General features: G+C 40.8%; 14 protein-coding genes. All 14 read right to left on the bottom strand.

All coding sequences use genetic code 11. From position 1 onward, the window contains the following. Positions 1-88: 88 nt before the first annotated feature. Positions 89-1,531, bottom strand: a complete 1,443-nt coding sequence (locus D0466_RS00415; protein WP_117320585.1) for a purine-cytosine permease family protein — start codon at positions 1,529-1,531, stop codon at positions 89-91. Between the two features lie 483 nt (positions 1,532-2,014). Continuing rightward, on the bottom strand, positions 2,015-3,148 hold the full coding sequence (gene ald, locus D0466_RS00420; protein ID WP_117320586.1) for an alanine dehydrogenase: 1,134 nt from the start codon (positions 3,146-3,148) through the stop codon (positions 2,015-2,017). Between the two features lie 180 nt (positions 3,149-3,328). Beyond that, positions 3,329-3,520: a tautomerase family protein gene (locus D0466_RS00425; RefSeq protein WP_117320588.1), complete on the bottom strand. Its 192-nt coding sequence runs from the start codon at positions 3,518-3,520 to the stop codon at positions 3,329-3,331. Between the two features lie 85 nt (positions 3,521-3,605). After that, on the bottom strand, positions 3,606-4,832 hold the full coding sequence (locus tag D0466_RS00430) for a M20 metallopeptidase family protein (protein ID WP_117320590.1): 1,227 nt from the start codon (positions 4,830-4,832) through the stop codon (positions 3,606-3,608). 133 nt (positions 4,833-4,965) lie between these two features. Then, positions 4,966-5,472 carry a flavin reductase family protein gene (locus tag D0466_RS00435; RefSeq protein ID WP_117320591.1) on the bottom strand — a complete coding sequence of 169 codons (507 nt, stop codon included), beginning with the start codon at positions 5,470-5,472 and terminating at the stop codon, positions 4,966-4,968. A gap of 80 nt (positions 5,473-5,552) precedes the next feature. Next, positions 5,553-7,079, bottom strand: a complete 1,527-nt coding sequence (locus D0466_RS00440; protein ID WP_117320592.1) for a 4-hydroxyphenylacetate 3-hydroxylase N-terminal domain-containing protein — start codon at positions 7,077-7,079, stop codon at positions 5,553-5,555. Between the two features lie 3 nt (positions 7,080-7,082). Continuing rightward, positions 7,083-7,994 (bottom strand): polysaccharide deacetylase family protein, encoded by a 912-nt coding sequence (locus D0466_RS00445; RefSeq protein ID WP_117320593.1) that lies wholly within the window; start codon positions 7,992-7,994, stop codon positions 7,083-7,085. A 16-nt stretch (positions 7,995-8,010) separates the two neighbouring features. Then, positions 8,011-8,436 carry a RidA family protein gene (locus tag D0466_RS00450; RefSeq protein WP_117320594.1) on the bottom strand — a complete coding sequence of 142 codons (426 nt, stop codon included), beginning with the start codon at positions 8,434-8,436 and terminating at the stop codon, positions 8,011-8,013. A gap of 678 nt (positions 8,437-9,114) precedes the next feature. Then, positions 9,115-9,606 carry a CDP-diacylglycerol--serine O-phosphatidyltransferase gene (gene pssA / locus D0466_RS00455; protein WP_199484475.1) on the bottom strand — a complete coding sequence of 164 codons (492 nt, stop codon included), beginning with the start codon at positions 9,604-9,606 and terminating at the stop codon, positions 9,115-9,117. A 455-nt stretch (positions 9,607-10,061) separates the two neighbouring features. After that, positions 10,062-11,240: a substrate-binding domain-containing protein gene (locus D0466_RS00460; RefSeq protein WP_117320596.1), complete on the bottom strand. Its 1,179-nt coding sequence runs from the start codon at positions 11,238-11,240 to the stop codon at positions 10,062-10,064. A gap of 498 nt (positions 11,241-11,738) precedes the next feature. Further along, on the bottom strand, positions 11,739-12,710 hold the full coding sequence (locus D0466_RS00465) for a sugar phosphate isomerase/epimerase family protein (RefSeq protein WP_117320597.1): 972 nt from the start codon (positions 12,708-12,710) through the stop codon (positions 11,739-11,741). Between the two features lie 16 nt (positions 12,711-12,726). Next, positions 12,727-13,887 carry a Gfo/Idh/MocA family protein gene (locus D0466_RS00470; RefSeq protein ID WP_117320598.1) on the bottom strand — a complete coding sequence of 387 codons (1,161 nt, stop codon included), beginning with the start codon at positions 13,885-13,887 and terminating at the stop codon, positions 12,727-12,729. Between the two features lie 121 nt (positions 13,888-14,008). Beyond that, on the bottom strand, positions 14,009-15,001 hold the full coding sequence (locus D0466_RS00475) for an ABC transporter permease (RefSeq protein ID WP_117320599.1): 993 nt from the start codon (positions 14,999-15,001) through the stop codon (positions 14,009-14,011). Continuing rightward, complete coding sequence (locus D0466_RS00480) at positions 14,982-16,505, bottom strand: sugar ABC transporter ATP-binding protein (RefSeq protein ID WP_325048656.1); 1,524 nt, start codon at positions 16,503-16,505, stop codon at positions 14,982-14,984. The genes D0466_RS00475 and D0466_RS00480 overlap by 20 nt, the downstream gene beginning before the upstream one ends. Positions 16,506-16,547: the final 42 nt, after the last annotated feature.

Here is a 16,547-nt window from a genome sequence, read left to right on the forward strand (position 1 = left end):
TAATCTGTAAGGAATCTGAAATGGTGTCCCAACAACCACCTCCTTAAAGGAAACTAAACGGTCGTTCCATATAACTTTCTCTCAATAGTTAAATTGTCTTTTCTACATTTTGTTCAGCTTCACTAAGTGCACTGCCATTTGTGATGCTGTTCTTGACCAGAAAGTAGTATAACACTGCCCCAACAATCGCCGATGATATGAAACTGACATCAATTCCTCCAAAAGAGTTTGCCAACGGCCCCACAAAGACAAGAGTATTAGTAAATAATAACCCTACGACTACTCCAATGACCCACGATAGAACGGCCGGAATATTATAACCCTTGGAGTACCAATACAATCCGCCTTTTTCTTTGTGTAATTCCAATGCTGAATACTGGCCTTTAAACAGGTATAGTCCAATTAATTTAATTGATAGCCATGGAGAAACAGCAACGATGATAAGGGTAACGAATGCATTGACAACATCAACTAGATCATAGACAAATACCGCCAAGAAAGCTGCAATGATACTAACCACGCTGATAATGATGGTTGTCATGATTCTATTCAATCCCCAGCCAAGTGTTTCTAACCCCAGACCTGCACCATATATTGCAAAACTTCCTTGTGTTAAACTTCCAACTATTCCTACTATAATCAATGGAAGGACAAACCATGTCGGGGACATTTCAATCATTCCCTGAACTAAAGGGGTATCAAGGCTTTTAAACATCGTGGTGAAATAGGCTGCAGTGATCATGGTAATCCAACAACCAACGAAGATCCCTGCTCCGGTTCCTAGCATGACAGACCGGGAACTAGTCGTTGTTGGGATGTATCGAGTATAGTCATTGATGTAGGGGACTAAAGAAACCGGGATAGATAGTGCCACACTGGCTGATAAAAGCCATGTAGCCCAATATCCCCCAAGGAGATAATCACCACCCTGGTAGGTTGCATCAAATTGAGGCAGAAACACGAAGATTGATAAAATTAGTGTTGCGCCAGCCACAACCGTTCCAAATTTTTCTATTTTGACAACGATTGAATGTCCATAAGTCGCAACAATACTGATAATGATTCCGATAATCAATGCACCGATGATGAGACTGATATCTCCCTTCGGCAAACCGAATAATTTATTTCCGCCATGTACAACGGATTCAGATCCGGTCCAAAGCACCAAGGCATAAAAGCCGATCCCCACGACTATCGTTAATATAGCCCCTATGGCTCTTCCTTTAGTGCCAAAGTGAGCACCACTGCTGACAATTCCATTCGTTCCAGTTCTTTGTCCAAATAAAGCTATTGGAGCTACTATAATGCATCCAACCAAAAGGCCTACAGTAATAGCAAAAAATGAATCCCACCAACCCATTCCGAACAAAATGGGCAGGGCGCCAATAAGCATGATCGGATAACACGTTTGCGCACCGGCTAAGACAAAGAATACATTCCATGGATTTGAGTGTCGTTCTGATTCAGGAATAAAATCAATACCTTGAACCTCCAGCTTACTTTCCTGCACAGAATTACCATTTACTTCCATACCCTTCACCCCTACTTATAAATTGGTTCAAACTTTAATAAAACAAAATTCTGTAAATTCTGTAAATTCAGTCTAAAGTGACCGTCCGGACTGTAAAGCAATAGGTAAAAGAATCTAAGCGACAAAAGGTTCAAACTCCGCTGTTAATTAACTGCTTTAAATTGGTTTATTACAACAAAGATCTACACCACCTATCGTATTATTATTCTGAATTATTAAACTATTAAAACCGTCTAGACTGTACAGTTTGATGCAAAAAATAATTTCATGGGTTACAACTTCCACAACTATAGGTCTTTTTCCTCCCTTTTTTTCAATATTTTTTTCAACTGAACAAACAGAACTTCGATCATTTTTGTTACCGTCTGTACCGTATATTTATAAGTGTAAATTATTCTTTTTATCTATGTTTACTTAGTGTAAGATCTTCTTACATATTTTTTGATCTTTTTGAATCTTTTGTCAGCATTTTCATACATATTTTTATATACATGCTGCTTGCTTTAGAAGGAAATCACCAATACTTTCGTAACTGTATCCAAGAGAATCCGCTACAGCTTTGTATGTTACTGACCCATCAACTACGTTGATTCCTTGAGCGATTGCACTATTTTCAAGAGCTGCTTTCTTATAACCTTTGTTTGCAATTTCTAAAGCATATGGAATAGTTACATTAGTCAAGGCAATCGTGGATGTGCGTGAGACCGCACCAGGCATATTCGCAACAGAATAATGAACGACGCCATGTTTTACGTAGGTCGGGTTACTGTGTGTCGTAACACGGTCGATGGTCTCAATGGAACCGCCTTGATCAATGGCAACGTCCACGATAACGGATCCAGGTTCCATTAATTTCACCATATCCTCTGTTACAAGGTGAGGTGCGCGTGCGCCTGGAATAAGGACTGCACCGACAAGAAGATCTGTATCCTTCACTGCTTTGGCAATGTTATAGCGATTGGATACAAGCGTTTGTACACGTCCTTGGAAAATATCATCCAGGTATCGGAGTTTATCAAGGCTTATATCAAGCAATGTGACTTGTGCACCCATTCCAAGTGCAATTTTCGCTGCGTTAGTACCAACAATGCCTCCACCGATTATAGTTACGCGTCCTGATTGTACCCCTGGTACACCCCCAAGCAATACTCCTTTTCCGCCATTGGATTTCTCAAGAAACTGGGCGCCAATCTGCACAGCCATTTGGCCAGCGACCTCACTCATTGGCGTTAAGAGCGGGAGAGCACCGTTGCTTAATTGAACCGTTTCGTATGCAATGGCAGTTACCTTAGTGTTCACCAGTGCTTTTGTAAGTGCAGCTTCTGGGGCCAAATGAAGGTAGGCAAACAGTATAAGTCCTTCTCTGAAGAACTGAAATTCTTCTTGAAGCGGCTCCTTTACTTTCAATACCATTTCGGCACCCCAGGCTTGTTCAGCTGTTAAAACGATCTCTCCTCCTTGTAGTAAGTATTCTTCGTCATTATAGCCGCTCCCAATCCCAGCCCCGCTCTGCACCAGTACTTTATGCCCTGCATCAACAAGTGCCGAGACCCCTGAAGGAGTTATGGCTACCCTTCTTTCATGATTTTTGATTTCTTTAGGTATTCCGATAATCATAGAATTTATTGCCCCCTATTTATTAGAAACATCTTTGTAAAGAAATATCCCTGATTTCATATTAATTGTATTCTGAATTTTCTTCATTATTAGAAAACACAAAAAGTTAGGCTTTTGTTGGTGAAATTTCACAAATGATCAAATTCACCTGAATCCATACCCCTATTAATAATAGCTAAATCATTCTTCTAGGTAGGAAAATAATTCTCCTTTTTTCCCGTAGTTATCCTTCGAAAAATCCTCAAAAAAAATAAAGATTACATTGGGATCGACTTCGAAAGTTTCTGAGATTACATTAGTCAGCTTTTTAACTAAAATCCGTTTTTGTTCTACTGTTTTTCCTTCAATGTTTTTAATTGTGATAAATGGCATAACGGTGTCCCCTCTCAATACAGCTTTGATTTCATTACCTTTGAGTATGAACAATGTATTTATAGCTTTTTATCAAAACGTTTTTTTATTTTTGCGAGAGTTCTCTTTCTTTACTTGATATTGACTCTAAGTTTCCTGGTGCTAAATTCTCTGAAACGAGGGAGATAAAAAGTTTTCCAATAATAAGCATGGCTTGCTCATCAACATCGAACCTTGAATTATGATGTGGATATGTGGCCTGAATTTGCGGATTTCCTCCACCAACGAAGAAAAAGCTTCCCGGTACCTTTTGCAGATAATAGGAAAAGTCCTCGCCTGCCATGATCGGTGCTAATTTTTTCACTTTATCCTCACCGACTATTTTTCTTGCTATATTTTCTACCTTCCTTGTTTCTGCAGCATCATTTAATACAGCTGGATATCCCCTGATGAAATCATATTTTGCTGTAGCCCCGGCACCTTCACATGTAGCGGCTGCAATTTGCCCGATGGAATCCTCAATTAAACCCCTGACACTCTCATCAAAGCTCCGAACGGTCCCGGTGATGTTTGCAGATCCTGGAATAACATTAAACGCCTCTCCTGATTCGAATGTCCCAACTGTTACAACGGCAGGTTTAAGCGGGTCTACACGGCGACTTACGATTTGCTGCAAATTAAGCACCAATTGGCTTCCAACGACCAATGAGTCTACAGTGGCATGTGGAGTTGCTCCATGCCCTCCCTTACCAATGATTTCAATCTCAAACGAGTCCATGGAAGCCATCATTGGGCCTTCTCCAACACCAACAGTGCCAATCGGTTCAGGGGCCCATACGTGCGCGCCGTATATCACGTCCACCCCGTCCAAACAACCATCCTCAATCATTGATTTAGCACCGCCAGGAATTTTTTCTTCCGCAAATTGATGGATAAATACTACGTTCCCCTGAATTTCATTTTTTACTTCGCTAAGTACCTTCGCCACTCCCAATAATGCCGCTGTGTGAATATCATGTCCGCAGGCATGCATTACACCTGGAACTCGCGACTTGTAGGATACATTCTTTTCATCCTGAATGGGCAATGCATCGAAATCTGCACGCAGCGCTACTGTCTTGCCTGGTCTTCCCCCTTTTAAATAACCAACAACACCCCTGCTCCCAACTCCTGTTCTCACCTCTAAACCCAGACCAATCAAATAGTCTGCGATTTTTTTGGGAGTGTTGATTTCTTCAAATGAAAGTTCCGGATACATATGAAGGTCTCTTCGAAACTCTACCAATTCTGGATAAATCCCATGTAATTTTTTAAATAAATGTTCTAAATTCAATCGTGACAACTCCTTTTTACTAAATCTTTATATGAAGCTAGCAGTTGTATCAGAAAATTCTCAAAGAAAAAGGACAAAAAGAAGATTTAGGTTAATCTTTCCATTGTCCTTTTAGTTTTGATGTTAATAGCATTTACACAACTGTTTCTTTTTGTTCCGTCTTATCCGTAAAACTTCCAAATTGACGGTGGAAATGTAATAATGGCTGCTTAAATTCACCCATTGTCACATGTTCAACCAATCCAATGAATATGGTGTGATCGCCTGCAACAACAATGTTATCAACTTTGCAATGTACATGCGCCAATGCGTCTTTGACCATATGGGTTTTTCCTGTTGGATCAAAGTCTACAAAGTCTTCAAAGAATTTAGGTGTACCAGGTTTCGCACCAGCTTTTGCTATGTCTGTTTGATCATTGCTTAATATGCTGACACCAAATCGCTGCTGTTTTTTTATCGCCTCAGTGCTGACGTTTTTTGTGAATAAACTGATCATCAGCAACGGAGGCTCCATTGATATCGAACAGCATGCACTAACGGTCGTACCCCATGGACGGCCGTCCACTTCTGCTGTAACTACTGTAACTCCTGTAGCCAAACGGCCCATGGATTCTTTGAATAAATCAGTAACTTGTTTCATTTCTCTTCCTCCTTACCAGAGTGATATTTCAAAGGAGAATGGCCTACAGCTGCGGCCCATTATCTGTTCTTGCTGAATGGTTATTTTAAATCGGTTTTGTATAGTCTCTTAATTTCCCGGTTCACTTCAGGCAGGCCAAGATATTCACGCACATGGCTGACCGCTTCGGACCGGTTATAGGATCGGTAAAGCTCAGATTGGACGACTGGTGCATTTGTAGAATTCGTATTTTCGAATAAAGCGACCCTTGATGCATGACTGCTGCAGGCAAGATCCCAAATAAAGTTGAACAAAATGTTTTTCTCTCTGGCTGTTACGCCTGCTCCAGGCAAATAGTCTTCCAGAATAGGGCCCAATTCTGAGTGTTCCCACACCTTGCTTGTAAAGCGGCTGATCAATCCCTGTCCGCTTATATCCCTCAGTATGTGCATGATTCTTGGATAAAGAATAATGGACTGAAGTCTGCCTGCTGTTATGAATTCTGTCGAAGGCACTAGAACGCCATTCCACAGCTCCGCTTCTTCCTCAGCTGCCAACACGTGCGCCTTAAGCGATGCCGAATAAGATATCACTTCTGACACTGCGTCTCTGACACCCTGGAAGGAATCTGTACCAAGAACATCGACAATGGATTGCGCTGCACCAAGGAAAATTTCAGCGCGGTACATAAGGCGGGAAAGAATATGCCAATGGCATAAAGCGCACGATTCTCTATATAATCCTAACAGTGTAGTATTTCTTAAACTGAATATATATTCACGAGGAATGAATACATGATCAAAAATCATCATGTTATCTAGTTCCTCACCATGTGAGTCAATAGGATGGTCTTCAAAATTGGAGTCAGGTGAAGTTACAGGTTCGCGCAATACCAGCGTCAGGCCAGGTGAATTGATTGGAACAGCACACCAAAGTGCCGCATCAGGATCTAGGTTTGGAGATGTGGCCGTCGATACTGTGGCAAAATGCCCTTGTACTCCTACAGACCCACATGGCTTTGCCCCACATAAAACTATACCGTCCGGACGTTCTTCTACAACCCTTAAAAGACCCTTTTTCTCACTCGGCGGTAAATTTTTATCAGTTTGGACATCCGGTATCAAATCGGCACTCATGATATTGTGCTTTTGGCTAAACTCTATGAATCTTCTTACATTCTCTGCGTATTCAGGGTTCTCAGCTTCAATCTTATCAATGATTGAAAGAAAGCCCATTGCCATCATCGAACCATAGTCATTAGGGCGACCAAAAACTCCAAATGTATGAAAAGTGGAGAGACGCAACATCTCGCGGCGGTGTTTTAAATCTTCTTTCGTTCTTGGGACTAACCAGCCCGTGCTATATCTTTTTCCATCCTCGGGATTGACAAAAGTGGTAATGTCCCTTGTAGCAGGATCGAATTGAGAATCATAAACCTTGGCTAAATTATCAATTCCCCGTTTAAGGGCAGGATGAACGGTGACGTCCGGAATTTCATTGCCCTGGGCATCAACGACTCTTCTGCCATCCCTCAAGCTTTCCTTATATTGCTCGCCTGTCATCAAATGAGGTTCAGACCCCATGCTTAGTACTTCCCTTAGTTTATTGGACGTTGCAATTACAGTCATTGTTTAAACCCCTTCCATTGTGTTTGATTTTAGTTCAGGAATTCGTCCATCATAATATGGAAGTTCAACCGTGCGCGGTTTATAAGTTCCATCCTCAATGCATTTTCTAACATGCAAAGCAATTTCTTCCAAAGTGGCAAACCACACGCCGCCTTTTTCTTGCATATACTGGATCATATTGTCGATGCTTTCACATCTTGCCAGTCTCCCAGAGACAAAAGGATGCCATACAGATACCCACATTCCCCCATGCTTCCAGGCAGCTTCAAATTCAGACATGTATACTTCCATGGCACGCTGCGGGGAGTTGATTGGCATGACATATCCCAATTCGGCATTATGGGTATATTGCGGCCAATCATCCATGGCCCAGTGTGTCGGCAATTCTACAATTTCCCCTGATTTGCCTTTTAATATATATGGAATGTCATCACCCATTAATGTTGAGTCATACAAAAATCCCTCTTCTGCTAAAAATTCCAGGGAATGCTTAGAGAAATTATACATTGGTGCTCTCCAGCCTCTTGGCCGCTTTCCCGAAAACTTTTCGATCACTTCTATACTTCGTTTAAACCAGTACTGCTCTTCTTCCGCTGACAATTCATTTGGGTGTTCATGCAAGTATCCATGATGGCCTAATTCATGGCCATCCTTTAGTATTAATTCTACTGTCTTTGGATATCTTTCAATACACCAGGCCGGTACAAAAAAAGTTTGTTTGATATCATATTTTTTGTACATTTTAAGGATGCGTGGAATAGCGATTTCATCATACTTCAACCAGGAAGTAGTTGAAATTCTTGTATCTGCTGTGTCTGGATGAGCTAAATGGAGTATGCTGTCAGTATCCATATCAAAGGTAATGGCAACCGCACATTTGGCACCATTCGGCCATGGAATAGGGTTCTCTATCATTTTTTCTCATCCTCTCTTATTTATTATCTGGAATCACGGCAATTGCTTCTATTTCTATTAAAAGATCCTCAAACGCAAAACCGGAAATACGAATGCCAGTGCCTGCAGGACCTGGATCAGAAAGGTATTCCATGCGTACTTTAGTCATCTTTTCCCAAAATTCAGTTGCTTCGTTTTCATCGCCATCAAAAACATAATAGGTATTTAGTTTGACAATATCTTTTAAATCAGCACCAGCCTCGTTTAATACTTTTCGAATATTTTCAAAACAATTTCTCGTTTGAGTTTCAATATCGCCAACACCTATTGTTTTACCGTTTTCATCAGCGGAGATTTGTCCCCCTACAAAAATAAGGTTCCCCACTTTCCACCCCTGTGAAAACGGAACAGGCATACTCCAATCCCAATGATTTTTTGGCATAATTCTTGTTTTTTCCATCATTTCCACCTCATTTGTTATTTTTTAATAGCACATGCCTAAAGCTTGGGCGTTTCTCCACCAAAATTTCCTACCCCACCCTCTTTCAAATCTGTATCAAACAATATATATATGCTGTAAAACAGCTACTTACTAACAAATCCCAAAAAATGATTAAAAGAGTTTACTGGTGTCATAAGTTCCAGTTTTGATTCGGCTCTGATAAATTCAGTTCCCATAATTAAAGACACAAATTTGATGACCAACAGTCAATGACGGGAAACTATTATCAACGAAACCTTGAAATTAGACCAGCCCGTCTACAAAAACGCTGGTATTCGAAAATAATAGTCTTGCGATCACTGCTGCTATGCATGGTTATTGATGCGGATTATTAAAAGAACATTTCAATAAGCCAAATACATCAATATGATTGAGTGGTTAAGAATAAAAGAAATAGGTGATGAAAGGATTCAGTAGAAGGGATTCCTCAATGAAAATACAGTTGCGGAATCTTTTTTATGTGAAAAGACAAGGAAGTTTAATTAAATTTCTGAAAATTAACTATTTTCAAATTTAATATACCGTCTGGACTGTTTATTTGTCAACAAATATTTTTTGCCGATAGTCTCTTACTTGAATGGTATAAAGAAATCAGCCCGCTATTACGAACTGATCACCATATCCCGATTTCGCTTATTGTTATAATTTGTTTACCCGTATAGGACTCACCATCAATACAGCAAGTAGGATTGTAACATAGGCATTGCTGTAATGAAACGCACCCATCAGAGCCATGACGAGCCCGGCAAAAGTAATCGGGATGCCGATAAAATAACCAAATGTTGGATTTGCATTGAATCTCGCTAACCTTAAGGCTCCCATTGTTGGATAAATCATAAATGCAAATGACGTTAACCAGGAATGTGGCGCTAATGTATAAAATATTAATATAGGCGCAACCCCAAAGCTGATGATATCTGCCAAGGAGTCCAACCCTACCCCCAGTTCGCTATTTACTTTAAGCCTTCTCGCAATCCGGCCATCAAACAGATCTAAAAAAGCAGCCAGAAATAGTAACATCGCTGCTAGCCTCAGGAATCCATTCATATTCGCTGTGATTGAAAAAATGCCGCATAATAAATTCCCTAAGGAGAATAAGTTCGGGATTGTTTGGACGAGTCTTTTGGACACAAAAGGGCCACCTTTCAACATTACAGGAAACTAATATTTTCTTAGGTTACCTATTACTGCCCTTAATATACGCACATTCATATTTCAGCAAATCAGTTACCACCCTCCTAAATACTCCCACAGTTCGAATATGACAATCGAAAATAAAAAAGGATAACTCTTTGGTTAAAAACAAGTTCCCCCAAAAAAAAACAATTTCTCTGCGTTTCTAATTTATCTTTAACGACACCAATAATTTATGTAACCCCATTTTTTTAGATTGATTGTATGCTTAAAGCTCGTTAATCACACTGAAGGAATAACCTCGCTACCAGCAGAAAATCCATTACTATGTTCGTAGGCTCCTTACGATTTACATGCCTTACTTCCAGCAGCTTCATTAATATTCAACAGTAACACAAAAAAGGCTGCTCAACCTGAGCAGCCTTAATAGTTAACACGATGTAAATCCTTATTTATTGTTTTGCAGCCCCTTGAATGGAGTCAGGTGCATCTGTATGGTACACAAGCTTCCATGCATCAAGGATATTATCACTGGTTACCTTTAATGCAGGCACTGCCACATACGCCGGAGTCTCTTTGCCAAGAAGCGCATGACCGGCTAAAATAGCCTCTGCAATACCCTGGTCAAAAGGAAGCTGAGCCCCCAGACCTTTAATAATTCCGTCAGAAGCAATTTCAACAGCAACGTTTGTTCCAAGATCGATTGTTGTTAAAACAATATCTTTGCCAGATGTTCGAACGGCAGACAATGCACCTTCAGCCGGAACATCCCATACTGCAAAAATCCCATCCAGATCAGGATTTTTTGTCAGCATTCCTGATGCAACTTTTTCCCCTTGGTTAGGATCAGTGATACCGCCGCGGGCAACAATTTTCATATCCGGATACTTTTCTTTTAGCGTAGCTTCAAATGCATCTGTACGCTGTTTTGTTACAAAGAAATCCGCGTCATGGAAAATAACTCCGATTTTCCCTTTTTTGTTAAGCTTTTCAGCCATGATGTCTGCAGCCTGTATCCCATTTCCGTAGTTATCTGCAGAAACAACACTTATATAATCCTTACCGGCTTTAAGGCCGCTCGGGGCATTATCCATGAATACCAGTTTTACACCTGCCGCTGCAGCTTTTTTGTACGCATCAGCCGTAGACACGGGATCAACAGGAATACTTACGATAATATCAGGTTTTTTTGCTAAAACAGTTTCGATATCAGAAACTTGTTTTTCCGCCTTGAATTGAGCATCCGTGACCGCTACAACCTTGATTCCCATTCTCTCAAACGTTGCCTTTAAGCCGTTGATTTGAGCTGTTGCCCAGTCATTGCCCGCATAGTGCATTACAAGCGCGGCAGTATATTTACCTTCTTTAATTTTTGCAATTTCATCTTCTGTAAGCTGTAATGTTTTTGCTGAAACCGCTTCTTCACCATGAGGTCCCTTACTTTGGATTTCCTGGTCTCCAGGAATATCCGGATTGATGGTGATTGGACCACTGGAAGAAACATCATTTCCAGTTTTTACTCCCTCTTTTTCTTTATCTTCAGAACTGGAAGAGCTTCCTTGACTGCAACCCATTAGGGCAAGGCTGCTAACTATCAGAATCATAATAAACACGGATAATACTTTTTTCATAAATAACCCCCCTTTTCTATTTAACCCAATGTTCATCCAATGCCCCTTTTTATTCTTGAAATATTACGGCCCAAGCTGAATTATGTAACCCGGATCACCCCCCTATAAAGTTCTCTAATGTGTAACCGATTACATTTAATGATGTCACAATTACCTGATTTAAAAGTAAAAGCCTGTCCACCTTATAAATGCAAACTAGTATTTGTAGGAGTAGGCGTTGTACCTTGCTTGTTATTCACCTAAATCTTCAACTATTTAAATAATATATTCTATAATAGGCGATTCTCGTAAAATAGAACATAGCGGGCAATTTATCAATAGCAAACAATTATAGTCCTCTTTACCTATTTGGATTGTAAACGATTACAATAACGAAATCAATAAGTTTTCTAAAAATTTTAAATTAAATTTTTCCATTCAAATTAATAAGTCTTTCGTTTCTCCTAATCTAATAAAGGACAGCTTAAACAGGGTAATATCCTAACATCATGATACTGTTTAAGCCCACCACATATCTGACATTTCCTCTTTAAACAGGATTTTTTTTAACAAAGCAATTGCCTTGCTTAAACCCTCATCTGTAGAAGCCAGCATATCTTCGTGTTCAATAGAGACTACATAATCATATCCAACGGCACGAAGGGTGCTGATGATATCCTTCCACATTTTTTCGTCATGGCCATAGCCGACTGATCTAAAGGTCCAGGACCGGTCCAGAATTTGGCTGTAATGTTTGGTATCCAGTACGCCATTGATTTTTATATTCGCTTTGTCAAGATAGGTGTCTTTTGCATGAAAATGGAAAATTGCCTTCTCACGGCCAAGCTTTTTAATGGCTTCAACCGGATCGATTCCCTGCCAGACAAGGTGGCTTGGATCAAAATTAGCACCAATGCTTTCTCCTGCCTGTTCCCTTAACCGCAGTAATGTTTCAGGATTATAAACAACAAATCCAGGATGCATTTCAAAAGCGATTTGAGTTATACCATGTAAATTGGCAAACTGTGCTTCTTCTTTCCAGTAAGGTATTACTATCTCTTTCCATTGCCAATCCAAAATATCTAAATATTCCGGAGGCCAAGAGCATGTGACCCAGTTTGGATATTTTGCGTTCCCATGGTCACCAGGACAACCCGAAAAGCCATTTATGACTGGAACCTCCAATTTCTCAGCTAACAAGACCGTCTTTCTCCATGTTTGATGTGCAGCTGTTGCAACCTTTTTATCAGGATGCAATGGATTGCCATGACAGCTTAAACCGCTGATACTTATTCCTCTGCCTTCGAGAGCCCTTTTAAACGATTTGAACTTTTCGGGACTTTCCAGCAGTTCATCCGGATTGCAATGGCTGCTTCCCGGGTAATTCCCTGTTCCTAATTCTACTGTTTCGACGCCCATGCCACTCAATTTATCCAACATCTCCTCAAAAGAGAGATTTTGATAAAGCGGTGTGAACACACCCAGCTTCATAGTCTGCACCTCCTGGTTACTTATTAACCTTTACCCATTTTTGATGGGCATTGCTTTCAAAAATAGCATCATTTATACGCATGGACACATGTCCATCCTCAAAGGTGGCAAAATCAGGCTTATCCTTAGCAGGGTCTTTGCCTTCCCGAATAAAGGAGTAAAAATTCAACATCATATTTTTGAGGGAATCAGGCCATCCCTCATTATGGCCTCCTGGATGGTGTATCGACCCTCTTGCTTGTGATGTAAATAATGCTGGATCGGCTAAAAGCACTTCGTTCGGCTTTTCTCTATGTCCAATCCACAATTTTTCCGGTTCCTCTTGATTCCAGAAAGCAGAGCTTTTACTCCCATCTAGCTCAAAGCTAAGCCTGTTTTTTCGGCCGGCACTTACCTGGGAAACAGTGAAAACTCCCTTCGTACCGTCATTAAAACGAATAAGTACAGAAGCACAATCCTCTGTTGAAATTGAAACATCCTCATAATCCACTTGTTCACTGCCTTGGGACCCAAATGTGGCAACATTTGATTTAGGTTTCTTTCTAACAGGCAGAACCGTGGAAAAGTCAGCAAAAACCTCTACGATTCTTTTTCCTGTTACATACTGGACTGTATCGCACCAATGGGAGCCTATATCCGCTATTGCCCTTGTATTTCCGCCCTGCTTGGGATCCAGCCGCCAGTTAAAGTCTGTTTCGTACAATAACCAGTCCTGCAGATAGCTTCCATGTATAAGATTCAATGTTCCAAATTCCCCGTTTTGAACCAGCGCCTTTAAGTTCCTGATGGTTGCATGCTGACGATAATTAAAATTAACGGCATGGATAACCTTATGTTTTTTTGCCAAATCAAGAAGCTCGGCAGACTCTTTGCTATCCATCGCCAGCGGCTTTTCAGACAGGACATGTTTACCGGCTAAGATGGCTTCTTTGTTGATCTTGAAATGAAGATGATTCGGTGTACAGTTATGAATCACCTTGATTTCATTATCATTCAATAATTCCTGGTAATCTCCATAAGCCTTGTCAATATTAAGCTCGGCTGCTGCCTTCTCGGCCGACTCCCGGGTGCTGCCAGCAATGCCGATTACATCCACGAAACCGAGCCGCCTAATAGCTTCAATGTGAGTAGGACCGATGAATCCTGTCCCGATGATGCCCACCTTAATTTTTTCCATTCATGAATCCCCACCTGCTCAAACAGTTTTCGGTATTTTAAAAATGACTGGCTCATTCGCTTCCTAATATAAGTTACGAATGAGCCAGCACACTCTTATCCAAGATTTTTTCCCCGGACTCTTACTTTTTAAGCGTCTTTCTTCCGAATGCCACTGCAATAATAATGATAAGTCCTCTTACAATTTGCTGCTGGCTGACGTCAAGGCCCATAATGATCAAGCCATTATTAATAACACCCATCATTAAAGAACCAACCACTGTACCAATTACAGTTCCTACCCCACCTGATAAGGCTGTTCCGCCAAGAATTACGGCAGCAATAACAGATAGCTCATCGCCTTCACCGAAAGTAAAGCGGCCTGCGTGCATGCGTCCGGCATACAGGATTCCTGCAAAGCCTGCCATCAATCCAGTTCCAATAAATACAAGCAATTTAACCTTACCTGTTTTAATCCCGGAAAACTTTGCGGCATTCTCATTACCGCCGGTTGCAAGTGTCTGGCGGCCAAATGGTGTCTTGCGGAGCAGGATATGCCCAATCACTGCTACAATAAGTGTCCAAATCAGTAAGATTGGAATCGGTCCAATATCCCCGGAACCAAAAACATAGTTAAATGTAGAATCCACAATTGGAACAGGAGCCGTGTCTGTAATCCACATTGCCAAACCTTTTACGATCCCCATCATTCCAAGAGTTACCAGGAAAGATGGAATCGAGACTTTTGTGATAAGCAAGCCATTGACCAATCCAATAACCAAACCTGTTGCTAAACCAACGACCAACCCGCCGATTAATCCATATCCCGCCTGTAATGCCAAGGCTGCTGTCAATGCGGAGAGGGCAGTTATGGAGCCTACAGAGAGATCTATCTCCCCTGTACTGATCACAAAGGTCATGGCAACAGCCATGATTGTAATCATTGCCGACTGACGTGCGATATTCAGCATATTATTGGATGTCAAGAATCCATCATCGAATAACATAATGGAGAAATATATAAGTACGCCCACAAAAGCAAAATATACAATATAGTTGCGCCAGTCAAACGTCTTTCCTGTTTTGTATGTTGTTGTATTTAATGAGTTATCGACCTTAATATCCTTGGATTGCATGTTGAAGCTCCTCCTCCGAATTAATCTCCCTTCTATCCAGTTCCTTCACCACTTTCCCTTCATGAAGTACAATGACTCTGTCACTTACCGCCATAAGTTCAGGGAGTTCAGATGAAATAACTATGACTGCTTTGCCGCTGTCAGCAAGTTCGCGAATAATATCAAGGATTTCTGTCTTTGCCCCGATATCCACCCCGATTGTAGGCTCATCCAAAATAAGAACCTCAGGGTCATTGGCCAGCCATTTTGCCAGCACAATCTTTTGCTGATTCCCGCCTGATAAAAGCCCGGCAGTTTTGAAGATGTTATCGGTTTTAATTTTCAGCTTGTTAACTAGTTGATTCGACAGCTCGTTGGCCTTGCGTTCATCAACAAAGAGTCCTTTTTTCACTTTTGAAAGGATAGGCAGAATCATATTATCCTTTACGCTGTGTTCAAGGACCAGTCCCTGCATCCTTCTGTCCTCCGGAATAAGAGCAAGTCCTGCTTTTACTGCGTCCTCAGGGTTTTTGATGTTCTGTTTTACTCCATTTATTTCGATTTCACCGCTGTCTATAGAATCGATTCCAAAAATCGATCGTGCAATCTCTGATCTTCCGCTTCCCATCAAACCTGCAAAACCCAGAATTTCGCCCGGTTGAAGCGTAAAGCTGACACCATTCACTTTTGAACCAGACTTCAAGTTGTTCACTTTCAGAATAGGCTTTGCATTTGTAGAATAAGAGCGTTCCACCCATTCAAACGCCTTATCCATTTCAGCCCCTACAATATGCTGGACAACGGTTTCCATACCAATATCTTTAATATTTTCGGTAACTGCGTTTTTCCCATCACGTAAAATAGTGATCCGGTCACACACCTGAAAAATTTCGTCCATACGATGTGATATATATATAATCGAAATTCCCTTGCGCTTTAGTTTCTCGATAAAAGAAAAGAGAACTTCCGTTTCCTTCTTGGTCAGGGAGGATGATGGTTCGTCCATGATCAGGATTTTTGCTTCCTGCGAAAGTGCTTTGGCAATCTCGGTCATCTGCCAGTATCCGACGCCAAGATCCTGGACCACATCATTTGGATTGATGTCCACTTCCAATTCCTCTAATAAAACCCTTGTTTTTTTAATGCCTTCTTTATCATTGAGCATTCCAAAAGAATTCTTTGATTCTCTTGTCAAAAAGATATTTTCTGCAACCGTTAAGGTCGGTATTAAGCTAAACTCCTGAAAAATCATGGAGATATAATTATCCCGTGCATCCTGCATGTTATTAATCTCTACTTTTTTCCCATCTATGAAAATTTCTCCGCCATCTGCCTGATAGACTCCTGTTAGCGTTTTCATTAATGTGGACTTTCCAGCACCATTTCCTCCCATTAAGGCATGTACCTCGCCTTTTTTGACAGAAAAATTAACTGAATCTAAAACAGTAACCCCATTAAATGATTTTGAGATATTCTTCATCTCAAGAATAGGCTGTTCCAATTCATTCACCTTCTTTTTTAACAAAGGCTGCTCCAACGAGCAGCCTTTATAAAATTGTCATTTATA

Source organism: Peribacillus glennii (assembly GCF_003429105.1).
Classification (GTDB): Bacteria; Bacillota; Bacilli; order Bacillales; family DSM-1321; genus Peribacillus; species Peribacillus glennii.